The 12,211-nt window shown below is 63.5% G+C and carries 15 protein-coding genes; 7 read left to right on the top strand and 8 right to left on the bottom strand.

Annotated features, from left to right (window positions below; translation table 11 throughout):
- Positions 1-68: 68 nt before the first annotated feature.
- The 7 genes from rplS to ffh all read right to left on the bottom strand — a co-directional run bounded on the left by rplS (position 69) and on the right by ffh (position 4,444).
- Positions 69-458, bottom strand: a complete 390-nt coding sequence (gene rplS, locus IP68_RS08095; protein WP_054134473.1) for a 50S ribosomal protein L19 — start codon at positions 456-458, stop codon at positions 69-71.
- 10 nt (positions 459-468) lie between these two features.
- On the bottom strand, positions 469-1,200 hold the full coding sequence (gene trmD, locus IP68_RS08100; RefSeq protein WP_054134474.1) for a tRNA (guanosine(37)-N1)-methyltransferase TrmD: 732 nt from the start codon (positions 1,198-1,200) through the stop codon (positions 469-471).
- The gene (locus tag IP68_RS08105; RefSeq protein WP_054134475.1) at positions 1,197-1,571 is read right to left on the bottom strand and encodes a type II toxin-antitoxin system VapC family toxin; all 375 of its coding nucleotides are present in this window, start codon (positions 1,569-1,571) and stop codon (positions 1,197-1,199) included. Before IP68_RS08105 ends, trmD begins: the two co-directional genes overlap by 4 nt.
- Complete coding sequence (locus tag IP68_RS08110) at positions 1,568-1,843, bottom strand: hypothetical protein (protein ID WP_054134476.1); 276 nt, start codon at positions 1,841-1,843, stop codon at positions 1,568-1,570. The genes IP68_RS08105 and IP68_RS08110 overlap by 4 nt, the downstream gene beginning before the upstream one ends.
- Positions 1,844-1,874: 31 nt before the next feature.
- Entirely contained in the window at positions 1,875-2,348 is a 474-nt protein-coding gene (gene rimM, locus IP68_RS08115; RefSeq protein ID WP_054134477.1) for a ribosome maturation factor RimM, read from the bottom strand.
- 96 nt (positions 2,349-2,444) lie between these two features.
- Entirely contained in the window at positions 2,445-2,909 is a 465-nt protein-coding gene (rpsP, locus tag IP68_RS08120) for a 30S ribosomal protein S16 (RefSeq protein ID WP_054134478.1), read from the bottom strand.
- Between the two features lie 35 nt (positions 2,910-2,944).
- The gene (gene ffh / locus IP68_RS08125) at positions 2,945-4,444 is read right to left on the bottom strand and encodes a signal recognition particle protein (RefSeq protein WP_054134479.1); all 1,500 of its coding nucleotides are present in this window, start codon (positions 4,442-4,444) and stop codon (positions 2,945-2,947) included.
- 415 nt (positions 4,445-4,859) lie between these two features.
- On the opposite strand from ffh, the gene IP68_RS08130 reads away from it, so the two are divergent.
- From IP68_RS08130 to IP68_RS08160, 7 genes are all read left to right on the top strand, one after another.
- Complete coding sequence (locus tag IP68_RS08130; RefSeq protein WP_284456840.1) at positions 4,860-6,563, top strand: bifunctional diguanylate cyclase/phosphodiesterase; 1,704 nt, start codon at positions 4,860-4,862, stop codon at positions 6,561-6,563.
- A 66-nt stretch (positions 6,564-6,629) separates the two neighbouring features.
- Positions 6,630-7,433 carry a diaminopimelate epimerase gene (gene dapF / locus IP68_RS08135; RefSeq protein WP_054134480.1) on the top strand — a complete coding sequence of 268 codons (804 nt, stop codon included), beginning with the start codon at positions 6,630-6,632 and terminating at the stop codon, positions 7,431-7,433.
- Positions 7,434-7,438: 5 nt separating this feature from the next.
- A complete protein-coding gene (gene mtaB / locus IP68_RS08140; protein WP_054134481.1) occupies positions 7,439-8,710 on the top strand; it encodes a tRNA (N(6)-L-threonylcarbamoyladenosine(37)-C(2))-methylthiotransferase MtaB in 1,272 nt (423 codons plus the stop codon).
- Positions 8,707-9,633 carry a signal recognition particle-docking protein FtsY gene (ftsY, locus tag IP68_RS08145; RefSeq protein WP_054134482.1) on the top strand — a complete coding sequence of 309 codons (927 nt, stop codon included), beginning with the start codon at positions 8,707-8,709 and terminating at the stop codon, positions 9,631-9,633. Before mtaB ends, ftsY begins: the two co-directional genes overlap by 4 nt.
- On the top strand, positions 9,630-10,277 hold the full coding sequence (locus IP68_RS08150) for an inner membrane-spanning protein YciB (RefSeq protein WP_054134483.1): 648 nt from the start codon (positions 9,630-9,632) through the stop codon (positions 10,275-10,277). The genes ftsY and IP68_RS08150 overlap by 4 nt, the downstream gene beginning before the upstream one ends.
- A gap of 84 nt (positions 10,278-10,361) precedes the next feature.
- The gene (locus IP68_RS08155) at positions 10,362-10,829 is read left to right on the top strand and encodes a hypothetical protein (protein WP_156317993.1); all 468 of its coding nucleotides are present in this window, start codon (positions 10,362-10,364) and stop codon (positions 10,827-10,829) included.
- Positions 10,814-11,452: a hypothetical protein gene (locus IP68_RS08160; RefSeq protein WP_156317996.1), complete on the top strand. Its 639-nt coding sequence runs from the start codon at positions 10,814-10,816 to the stop codon at positions 11,450-11,452. The genes IP68_RS08155 and IP68_RS08160 overlap by 16 nt, the downstream gene beginning before the upstream one ends.
- A gap of 97 nt (positions 11,453-11,549) precedes the next feature.
- On the opposite strand, the gene IP68_RS08165 is transcribed toward IP68_RS08160, so the two are convergent.
- The gene (locus IP68_RS08165) at positions 11,550-12,173 is read right to left on the bottom strand and encodes a superoxide dismutase (RefSeq protein ID WP_054134486.1); all 624 of its coding nucleotides are present in this window, start codon (positions 12,171-12,173) and stop codon (positions 11,550-11,552) included.
- Positions 12,174-12,211: the final 38 nt, after the last annotated feature.

The raw sequence follows: 12,211 nt of genomic DNA on the forward strand, positions 1-12,211 counted from the left end.
ACGTGACAACGAAAAAGGGCGGCCTTTGCAGACCGCCCTTTTGCAAGATCAAAGACTGTCGAAAACGATCAGGCTTCGGTGCTGCCCTTGGCGGGACGGTTGTCGCGACGCTCTGCAATACGTGCGCGTTTGCCGGTCAGGCCGCGCAGATAATACAGCTTCGCACGACGCACGACGCCGCGGCGCACCACGGTGATCGAATCGATGTTGGGCGAATAGAGCGGGAACACACGCTCGACGCCTTCACCGAACGAAATCTTGCGCACGGTGAAGTTGGAGCCGAGGCCCCGGTTCGAACGTGCAATGCACACGCCTTCGTAATTCTGGACGCGGGTGCGGTCGCCTTCGACCACGCGCACGCCGACGCGGATGGTATCGCCAGCCCGGAAGTCGGGGATGGTCTTGCTAGCCTTGAATGCCTCGATAGCTTCAGCTTCGAGCGTCTGGATGAGGTTCATATGACCTGTCCTATCTTTTTCGCCGCGCACCAGAGGGCGACTGATCCGGAGTGCCCCCATGGCGCTCCCAAAGATCCGGCCGCCTTAGCCGTGTTATCTCCGCAGCCTGGCTGTCACGCCATGCCCGGATTTTCGCGTGATCCCCCGATCGCAGCACTTCGGGGATCGCACGCCCTTCCCAAATTTGAGGTCGGGTGTAGTGCGGATATTCGAGCAAACCGTTCTCGAACGATTCTTCGTCTCCGCTGGAAGAGGCGCCCATTACATCGGGCAACAGCCGAACGCAAGCGTCAAGCAGCACCAAAGCCCCGGTTTCCCCGCCCGAAAGCACGTAATCGCCGATCGAAATCTGCTCGATTGGCCTCGCCTCGAACAATCGCTCGTCAAACCCCTCGAATCGCCCGCACAGGATGGAGACGCCAGGGCCGTCCGCGAGTTGCCTTACGCGCGCTTGGGTGAGCGGCGCGCCGCGCGGTGTCATCGCGATCACTGGCGCGTTCGGCGAGCGTTCAAGTGCATGATCGACCGCGCTGGCGAGCACATCGGCGCGCAGCACCATCCCCGCCCCGCCACCCGCAGGCGTATCATCGACACTGCGGTGCTTGTCGGTGGCAAAGTCACGAATCTGGATCGCGTCGAGCGACCACCGCCCCTCGGACAGCGCACGCCCCGCGATGCTGTGGCCGAGCGGGCCAGGGAACATCTCGGGGTAGAGCGTGAGGATCTGGGCTGCGAAGGTCATTGGGTCCAGTTCTCGACCTTGAGGCCGGGGATGTCGGCGAAATCATTCTCATTGTCCGTGACCATGATAAGATTCTGGGACAATGCCTGTGCAGCAATCAGGCGGTCATAGCTGCGACGCTTGAACGGCAACGCGGCATAGGCGCGGGCTGCTGCGATGTCGAAGGCCAAGACGGGTACTTCCTCGAGAAAGGCTTGCAGTTGAGCGAACCCAGGGGGCTTTCCCCGAACCGATCCGAGAGCAACCTCGGCGATAGCGATGGCGGACGTGACAATGTCCCCCTCAAAACACTCACCGGCGCGACCGATAACACGATCGTCTGCGTTCATCGTCAGGGCAATGATGACGTTACTGTCGAGCAGGTATTTCATGAACCGTCACTGCCGCCCAACAAATCCCAGCGCAGCGGCCGCTCTTCAAACACCCTGTCCTCGGGTTTGATCGGTTTGAGGCTGGTCGCTGACCCCGCCACCTTATCGATATTGAACTTGCGCCTTGGCGCGCCGATTTCCCGAACAACATATTCGCCATTCTGTTCGGTGATCGTCCACTCCCGATCCGGTTCGATCCCCAGTGCCGCAGGCATGCGGATGGCGACGGAATTGCCAGACTTGAAACTCTTTGCCCGGTATTCCTTACCCATCACGGCCTCCTGTATATACGCGATGTATATACTATTCGGCCCACACAGGGTCAATCGCGATGCGGTCGTCGCGGATATCGGCGGATGCGACCGGAACCATGAAGGTCTTGCCGTCGGGCCTCGCGATATCGAGCAGGTCGCCTGCGCCGAAATCCTCGATCGCACGAACGGTACCGAGCGGCTCGCCGGTTTCGGACACTACGAGCAGGCCGATCATGTCGGCATGATAGTATTCGCCCTCGCCCAAGGGCGGAAGCGCGGAGCGCGGGACGGTGAGTTCGGTGCCGCGCGCCGCTTCGGCGGCGTTGCGGTCGGTGATCTCGGCAAAGCGCGCGATGCCGAGGTCCTTTTGCGGACGCAGCGATTTGAGGGTCAACGCTCCGCTGTTGAAACTCTTGTGCGCCTTCACGCCGTCGAGGCCGGAGCCGAACAGCTTGAGGCGCACTTCGCCGGTCACGCCATGCGCGCCGACGATGACGGCCAGGGTTATCGGACGGTCGGGCATAGAGGCGCTTTCAACAGTGCGTTCAATCTTTGCCCACCCCGGTCCGGCAAGCCGGACCCTCCCCTCCCGCAAGCGGGAGGGGAGAGGCGTCGTGGCTTAGCCTTCGGTCGATTCAGCAGGTGCTTCTTCAGCAGCGGCTTCTTCAGTGGGCGCTTCTTCAGCGGCGGGCTCTTCAGCCGGTGCGTTCTTGGCTTCTTCGGCAGCGCGAGCGGCTTCTTCGGCTTCGGCGATCTTGGTCGCCTTCTCTTCAGCGCGTTCCTTAGCCTTTTCGCCCGGTTCACCCTTCTTCAGGTTCACGGTCGCCTTGCGTTCCTTGATGCCCATGGTGTCGAGGAAGCGGGCAACGCGATCGGTGGGCTGCGCGCCGACCGACAGCCAGTGCTTGGCGCGCTCTTCATTGATCTTGACGCGCTCGCCCGAATCCTTGGCGAGCAGCGGGTTGTAGATGCCGATCTGCTCGAGATACTTGCCGTCACGCGGTGCGCGGCTGTTGGCAACGACGATCTTGTAATAGGGGCGCTTCTTGGAACCGCCGCGCGACAGACGCATGGAAATAGACATGTGAACCTTACCTTTCTGATATAATTAGATTTAAATCACTTTTTCTTGAAATTCTGAAAGCCCGGGGGAAGCCCGTTGGGCAGTCCCGGCAGCCCGCCGGAAATGCCCTTGCCGCCGCCACCGTTGCCGCCACCCAAAAGCCCGGCGATATCGTCCTCGGTCGGCATCTTGCCGCCGCCCAGAGGACCGCCGCCACCGCCGCCGCCGAACATCGCGGCCAGCCCCTTGAGGCCGCCCATCTTGCGGATCTTCTTCATCGCGCCTTCCATCTCCTGATGCATCTTGAGCACCCGGTTGACGTCCTGCACGGTGGTTCCCGATCCCTTGGCGATGCGGATCTTGCGCTTGGCGTTGAGCAAGGCGGGTTTCTCGCGCTCTTTGGGGGTCATCGATCCGATGATGGCATCCATATGCACCAGCACCTTGTCGTCGACACCGCTCGCGCTCATCGCCGCCTTGGCCTTCTTCATGCCCGGCATCATGCCTGCAAGCGCACCGAGGCCGCCCATCTTGGTCATCTGGCGAAGCTGGGTGCGCAGGTCGTTCATGTCGAACTGACCCTTGGACATCTTGGCGGCGAGCTTGTCGGCGTCTTCGCGCTCGACCGTCGCAGCGGCCTTTTCGACCAGGCTGACGACGTCGCCCATGCCCAAGATGCGGCCAGCGACCCGGCCCGGATGGAACGGCTCGATCGCGTCCATCTTCTCGCCCATGCCGACAAACTTGATCGGACGGCCAGTGACAGCACGCATCGAAAGCGCCGCACCGCCGCGCGCATCGCCGTCCATGCGGGTCAGCACGACGCCGGTCAGCGGCACCTGCTCTGAGAAGTTCTGCGCAACGTTGACCGCGTCCTGACCGGTGAGCGAGTCGACGACGAGCAGGATTTCCTTGGGCGTTGCCTCATTGGCGACCGCCTTCATCTCGTCCATAAGCTGCTGGTCGACATGCAGGCGACCCGCGGTATCGAGCATCACGACATCGAACGACTGCAGCTTGGCGGACTGAAGCGCCCGGCGCGCAATATCCACCGGCATCTGGCCCGCAACGATCGGCAGCGTGGCGACGTTGACCTGCTCGCCCAGCACCTTGAGCTGCTCCTGCGCGGCAGGGCGCTGCACGTCGAGCGAGGCCATCATGACCTTCTTGCCGTGCTTTTCCTTGAGCAGCTTGGCGATCTTGGCGGTGCTGGTGGTCTTGCCCGAGCCCTGCAGGCCGACCATCATGATGACGGCGGGCGGGGCTACGGCGAGATCGAGGTCGCTGGCTTCGGATCCCAGCATTTCGGTCAGCGCGTCGTTGACGATCTTGACGACCTGCTGGCCGGGCGCGACCGACTTGAGCACCGACTGGCCCACGGCCTTTTCGGTGACGGAATTGATGAAATCGCGGACGACGGGCAAAGCGACATCGGCTTCGAGCAGCGCGATGCGGACTTCGCGCATCGCCGAGCGGACGTCCTCTTCCTTCAGCGCGCCGCGGCCACGCAGCTTGTCGAACACGCCGCCAAGGCGATCAGTCAGATTATCGAACATATCCGCTTCTCCTTCTGCCCGCCCACATGGCCCGCCAAACCGTCCCGATCAACCACCCCGGCTCATCGGCCAGGCCTGCCCTTGCGCCAAACGCACAAAACGCCGGTGGGCGAAACCTCGCCGACCGGCGCGCGCATGGACCGGCGATGCGGTTTCAGCGGCGGGACAGGATGCCCATGCACAATCGGGTGCGCACAGGTTGGGCGGGCCATTAGCGCAACCTCGGTCCGCTGGCAACCCCCGCACCGCAAGGGGGCGCGGCCGGGGCCTGCTTAACCGCATCTTGACCATCGTGTCGCGCAGAAATACTGAAAAGCCGCCCTTCGCCCCTTCCCAAGCGTAAACGATGTTTTAACGCTCGCGGCTTACGTTCCTTGCCATTCAGCCGGATAATCCAGGCCGGTTGAGGGGAATGATGGTGCAAAACGTGAAATCCGATCCCACCAACAGCGATCGCACGGGGGCTCTGGCCGACCGAGCGGTGCGGGGACGCGACTTCATCGCAGGCGGCATCATGACCGCAGCTATCCTTATGTTCGTCGGCACAGCCGGCAGCGTCCTCCCGACCGTGATCAACCGCTATCATGGCATGGCGGTCTCTCCGGATAACATCGCGGTCACCGCGCTTCTACTCAACATCGCGCTGATCATCTTCGGCTGGCGGCGCTACAGCGAGCTTTACGACGAGATTGCGCATCACAAGAACGCCGAGGAGCAGGCCAAGACTCTGGCGGTCACCGATCCGCTGACGGGCTGCCTCAACCGCCGCGCCATCGGCGAGGCGACATCGAGCCTGATCGCCCAGGCCACGCGGCGCGAGATGACGGTTGCGTACCTCATGCTCGACCTCGACAACTTCAAGAACATCAACGACATCCAGGGCCATGACGCAGGCGACAAAGTGCTGGTCGAGGTCGCGCGGCGACTGAAGGCGACCATGCCCCCCAACAGCCATGTTTCGCGGCTGGGCGGCGACGAATTCGCCTGCACCTTCATCTTCGACGCCGATTTCCCGGAAACCGTGCAGCGCGTGGCAGAGGACATGATCGAGCAGGTCAGCCAGCCGATCCCTGGCCCGGTGGGCCATGGCGATGCCGAACTGACCGTCACCGCGTCGATCGGCATTGCGCGCGCAGACCTGTGCGACAACAGCCTGGACGTGCTGATGCGCCGCGCCGACATCGCGATGTATGCGAGCAAGAAGCATGGCCGCAACCGCTATTGCTGGTTCGATCCGCGGATGGAAAGCGAAGTCCAGTTTCGCAACAAGATCGAATCGGGAATGCGCATCGGCATCGGCCGCGGCGAGTTCGTGCCCTATTACGAACAGCAGATCGACCTGGCTTCCGGAACGCTGATCGGCTTCGAGGTGCTCGCACGCTGGAACTCGCCCGAGCTGGGCCAGATCGCGCCCGATATCTTCATCCCCATCGCCGAGGACACCGGTATGATCGGCGACCTGTCCGCCTGCGTCATCCGCCAGGCGATGGAGGACGCGCGCAACTGGGACCAGAGCCTGACCATCTCGGTCAACATCTCGCCGGTCCAGCTGCGCGACCCGTGGCTGGCCCAGAAGATCGTCAAGCTGCTGGTCGAGACCGGATTTCCCGCCAGCCGGCTGGAGATCGAGATCACCGAAAGCTGCCTGTTCGAGAACATGGGGCTCGCCCAATCGATCATCGGCAGCCTGAAGAACCAGGGCGTGCGCGTCGCGCTCGACGATTTCGGCACCGGCTACAGCTCGCTCGCGCATCTGCGCGCGCTGCCGTTCGACCGCATCAAGATCGACCGCAGCTTCGTCACCTCGATGAACGAGAGCAAGGAAAGCCGCGCCATCGTCCAGACCATCGCCCTGCTGGGCGAATCGATGGGGCTGCCGATCACCGCCGAAGGCATCGAGGATGGCGACCTGATCGAACATCTGACCGCAATCGGCTGCGCCAAGGGCCAGGGCTTCCATTTCGGCCAGCCCCTGTCTGTCGAACAGGCGCGCCGCCTGCTTGCCGACCGCAACATGCTGGGCCTTCCTGTGCAGCCGCGCACGCAGGACCATTCGGACGACACCGACGATCTTGCGGGCCTTACCGAACCGCAGCGCCGCGCCGCCCTGGGCGAATAACCGCTCGGCGGGGCGACAATCCCGATTGGCCTTCTCAAGCCCGCCTGCAACGTCTAAAGCGCGGCCATGGCGCAACACCGCTTCCACAAGATGCACGGCCTCGGCAATGACTTCGTTATTTTCGACGCTCGCGAGCATGATCTTTCGCTGACGGGCGAGCAGGTCCGCGCGCTTGCCGACCGGCATCTGGGCATCGGCTGCGACCAGCTGATCGTGATGCGTGCGCCCAGCGCCACTGGCACCGCCGACATGGCGATGCAGATCTTCAATCATGATGGCAGCGAAGTCAGCGCCTGCGGCAATGCCACCCGCTGCGTCGTCGCGCTCGCCGGGCACGATGTGCTGATCGAGACCGGGGCGGGCCTGCTGCGCGGTACGCTGGGCGATGGCGCGGTGACCATCGACATGGGGCTTCCGGGGCTGGAGTGGGACACCCTCCCCCTCGCCTACCCCATGGACACGGCGCATCTGCCCGTGGGCTGGGAGGATCTGACCGACCCTGCCGCGGTCAGCATGGGCAATCCGCACGTAATCTTCTTCGTCGCCGATGGCGCCGCAGTCGACCTCGAACGGCTGGGACCGCTGATCGAGCACGACCCGCTGTTTCCCGAGCGCGTCAACGTCAACGTGGCGCAGATCGCCGATGACGGCATCCATCTGCGGGTGTGGGAGCGCGGCGCGGGGCTGACGCTCGCGTGCGGCACCGGCGCATGCGCGACCGCGGTTGCCGCGATCCGCCGCAAGCTGGTGACTGGTCCGGTGCAGGTGCACCTACCCGGCGGCACGCTGACCATCGACTGGCAGCCCGGCGGCCATGTGTCGATGACCGGGCCGACTACGCACGTCTTCACCGGCGAGATCGACATCTGACGCCGATGGCCGAACCCGTCGTCTCCGCGACCGGCCCCGAGATCATCTCGATGGGCTGCCGCCTCAACATTGCCGAGGGTGAGGCGATGCGCGGCCTGCTGGCCGGGCGCGACGACGTGGTGGTGATCAACAGCTGTGCGGTGACCAACGAGGCGGTGCGCCAGACGCGGCAGGCCATCCGCAAGGCGCGCAAGACCCGGCCCGAAGCGCAGATCGTGGTCACCGGGTGCGCAGCGCAGACCGACCCTGCGATGTTCGCGGGCATGCCCGAGGTCGACCGGGTGCTGGGCAATATCGACAAGCTCGATGCCGCAAGCTTTGATCCGCGCGCCAATGCCAAGGCCCGCGTCTCCGACATCATGGCGGTCCGCCAGACCGCACCGCACATGGTCACCAGCTTTGCCGAACATGCCCGCGCGTTCGTCGAGGTGCAGAACGGCTGCGATCATCGCTGCACCTTCTGCATCATCCCTTACGGCCGCGGCAACAGCCGCTCGGTGCCTGCAGGCGCGGTGGTCGATGCGGTGCGCGCGCTGGTCGATCGCGGCTATGCCGAGGTGGTGCTGACCGGGGTGGATGTCACCAGCTATGGTCCGGACCTGCCCGGATCGCCGACCCTCGGCATGCTGATCGAGCGCATCCTCAAGCTGGTGCCTAACCTGCAGCGCCTGCGGCTGTCTTCGCTCGACGGGGTCGAGGTCGACGATCGCCTGTTCGACCTGATCACCGAAGAGCCCCGCATCATGCCGCACGTCCACCTGTCGCTGCAGTCGGGTGACGACATGATCCTGAAGCGGATGAAGCGCCGCCACAGCCGGGCGCAGGCGATCGCGCTCGTCGAGCGGATGAAGGCGAAGCGCCCCGAGATCGCGATCGGCGCGGACCTGATCGCCGGCTTTCCGACCGAAGACGACGCGATGCACGCACAGAACCTTGCGATCCTTGATGCCTGTGATGTCGTCCACGGCCATATCTTCCCCTTCTCGCCACGCGCGGGAACGCCTGCTGCGCGGATGCCGCAGCTTGATCGCGCGCTGGTCAAGGCCCGCGCTGCCGAGATGCGCGCCGCGGCGAAGAGCCGGGCCGATCGCTGGCGCCAGTCGCTGCTCGGGACCCGGCAGAACCTCCTGGTCGAGCGCGACGGGCGCACCGGCCATGGCGAAAACTTTGTGCGCATCGCTTTGCCTGCGGCCGATCCTTCCCATATCGGAAAGATCGTGCCAGTGACGATTACGGGGCAGGACGGCGATACGCTGACAGCGGAGACAAGAATATGAGCGAGGGCAGCTGGAGCGAGCGCCTGCTGGGCGGCTTTCGCAAGACGTCGGACAAGCTGACCCAGAACATCACCGGGCTGGTCACCAAGTCGCGGCTTGACGAGGACCAGCTCGACGAGATCGAGGAAGCGCTGATCGTCAGCGATCTGGGGCCGCAGATGGCGGGCAAGGTGCGCACGCGGCTGTCCGAAGGGCGCTTCGAACGCGGGCTCGACGAGGAAGGCCTGCGCGAGATCGTCGGCGAGGAAATCGCCAAGTCCTTGCGCACCGTTGCCGAACCGCTCGACATCATCGCGTTCCCGCGCCCGCAGGTGATTCTGGTGATCGGCGTCAACGGATCGGGCAAGACCACCACCATCGCCAAGCTCGCCCACCTGTTCCAGGAGCAGGATTACGGCGTCATGCTGGCGGCGGGTGACACCTTCCGCGCGGCCGCGATCGGCCAGCTCAAGATCTGGGCGGACCGGCTGGGCATCCCCATCGTCAGCGGCAAGGAAGGCGGCGATGCAGCAGGCATCGTGTTCGACGCGGTCAAGCAGGCGACTGCCACCGGCATCGACGTGCTGATCGTCGATACCGCAGGCCGGCTGCAGAACAAGCGCGAGCTGATGGACGAGCTTGCCAAGATCCGCCGCGTGCTGGGCCGTCTCAACCCGCAGGCACCGCATGATGTCGTGCTGGTGCTCGATGCGACCAACGGACAGAACGCCCTGTCGCAGATAGAAACCTTCAAGGAGGTCGCAGGCGTTACCGGTCTTGTGATGACCAAGCTCGATGGCACCGCACGCGGCGGCATTCTCGTCGCCGCAGCGGAAAAGTTCGGCCTGCCGATCCACGCGATCGGCGTAGGCGAGACCATCGACGACTTGCGTCCCTTTGACCCCGAATATCTGGCGCATGTGATCGCCGGAGGAGCAAAATGAGCGAAGAACTGCCCAATGCGACCGAGGTGATAGCGCCGAAGAAATCGGAAGGCAGCCTGTTGCCGCTGCTGCTCGATTTCGGCCCGCTGCTGATCTTCTTCGCGGTGTTCAAGCTGACCCAGAGCGACGGCGCCGCGCTCGCCTCCACCCGCGCCGCGATCAACGGGACGCTGGCGTTCATGGCCGCGATCCTGGTCGCGGTGGCGGTTTCCAAATGGAAGCTCGGCCGCGTGTCGCCGATGCTATGGCTGTCGGCGGTGCTGGTCGTCGGCTTCGGCGCGCTGACCGTCTATTTCAACGACGAGAGTTTCATCCAGATCAAGCCGACGATCATCTACACCGCGTTTGCGGTTCTGCTGCTGGGCGGCTGGATGACCGGCCGCCCGCTGCTGCGCTATCTGCTGCAGGCGGCGTACGACGGCCTCAATGAGACCGGCTGGATGAAGCTGTCGCGCAACTGGGGGCTGTTCTTTGCAGGCATGGCGCTGATCAACGAGGCCCTGCGCTACAGCCTCGACTTCGAAACCTGGCTGACGGTCAAGGTCTGGGGCGTCACCGCGCTCTCCTTCCTCTTCGCGATGAGCCAGATCCCGATGCTGATGAAGCATGGGTTGGCGCTTGAAGGCGCTGAAACGAAAGACTAAACAAATTGCCTGCGGCCTCGGAGCAACAAGGAATCGCAAGCCGGTCCGTAATCGGCGCGATGCGATCATGCTGGAATGATGAGGATGGCCAAGAACCTTTGTATGCTCGCAGCCCTGTTGGCTGTTTGTGCCCCGGCCCCGGGATGGGCAGCGCCGAAAATCGATCGTGGCAACGGCAGTTTCTTCAACAAGCCCGGAGCAACTGCCGAACTTGCGACCCGCGAGATGGATAGCTGTCGGAAGCTGGCGAGGGGCGCCGAATCCCAAATCAACACCATAGATGTCCTGGCGGGCGGCCTCGCCGCAGTCTTCGGCGGTGCACTGGCCGATGGCGAACAGAAGCGGATCAACACGGAAAACTGCATGCTGATCCGGGGCTGGAACCTCTATGCGATGACGCGCGAGGAAGGCCGGGCGTGGAAAGCCATGCCAGAGACAGAGCGCAGCGCGCTGCTCGCCGTTCTGGTCGGCGCTGACAAGCCGACGCGCGGCAGTCTGCTGCGCACCTGGCACAATGATTATGCGGAGCCGGCGCTATGGCAAAAGAACTGATTGCCCTGCTCAGCCTTGCGCTAACCACTCCGGCCATGGCGCAACTGACCGAGCAGGTGGATCTCAAGAAGCCTGAACGCCCTTTGCCCGGATCCAGCGAGGCCATGATCGTGCTGCGCCCCCATGCACCGGGCATGGCTGGCGATAACCGCATCCTGTTCTACCGCTACGACCCGGTCACCGGCAAGGTGGCAGTGGACGCGCAGGGTCAGCCCATCGGCACGAAGATCACCTATAGCTATACGGTGTTCGGCGGTAAGAAGGGCGGGAAGGCGCTGCGCGTCGCGATCGTTCCGGCGGGCGACTACGTGCTGGCAGGGCGCACGTTCAACTTGACCTATACCGATGTCTTCTGCTTCGGCGCACCGCCCTTCAAATTGAAACCGGGTGCGATCACCTATATCGGCGATTTCGAGATGCTGGCGCTAGAGAAGATGGCGGACGGAGGACGACGCAATGCCATGCGCTACTCATCGGACCTAGAATCGACACGCCAGCAATTTGCCGCAGCCTATCCCGACTTAGTAGCGCAGCTGGCTGCCTGGCAGCCCAGCAACGGGGCGACTTTCCAATGCCTCGGCGACGAATTTGTCGCCTATGCGGTTCCAGATACCCGCCCCTGAAATCAGGGCTTGAATGCGACCCGACGTTCTCGCCTGCAAGCATCGCTGCCCCCAGCTTCCCGCCAATGCCGGAAAGCCGGGAGCAGCCATAAGGTGGTCAACCTTCCTGATCAGCCCGGGCGGTGCCGTTGCCGTCGAGGTTCTGAGCCACGAATTCCCAGTTGATCGCTTTGTCGAGCACGGTCGTCAGGTAATCCGGACGCGCGTTGCGGTAATCGATGTAATAAGCGTGTTCCCACACATCGAGCGTCAGCAGCGGCTTCATGCCTTCGTGCGCGACCGGCGAGTCCGCGTCGTGCAGCGAGGTGATTTCCAGCTTTTCGCCGTTGAGCACCAGCCACGCCCAGCCACTGCCGAAATGGCCGACAGCTTCTGCCTTCAGCTTGTCCTTCATGTCGGCGACCGAACCGAAATCGGCGTTGATGCGCTCTTCGAGCGAGCCGGGGATGGTCTGCGCTTCGGGGCTGAGGCAATGCCAGAAGAAGGTGTGGTTCCAGATCTGCGCGGCGTTGTTGAACAGGCCCTTGTTGCCCTTGTCCTTGGCGGCGACGATGACCTTGGAGAGGCTCGCGCCTTCGAGGTCCGTGCCCTTCACCATGTCGTTCGCCTTGCCGACATAGGCGTTGTGGTGCTTGCCGTGGTGATAGTCGAAGGTTTCAGCCGACATCACGTCGCCGAAAGCGGTCTTGTCGAAGGGAAGCGGGGGAAGGACGAAAGCCATGGGTCATCTCCTGTTTGGGAAGGTTGGAACGCTTGCCG

It is taken from the genome of Blastomonas sp. AAP25 (assembly GCF_001295965.1).
Taxonomy (GTDB): domain Bacteria; phylum Pseudomonadota; class Alphaproteobacteria; order Sphingomonadales; family Sphingomonadaceae; genus Blastomonas; species Blastomonas fulva.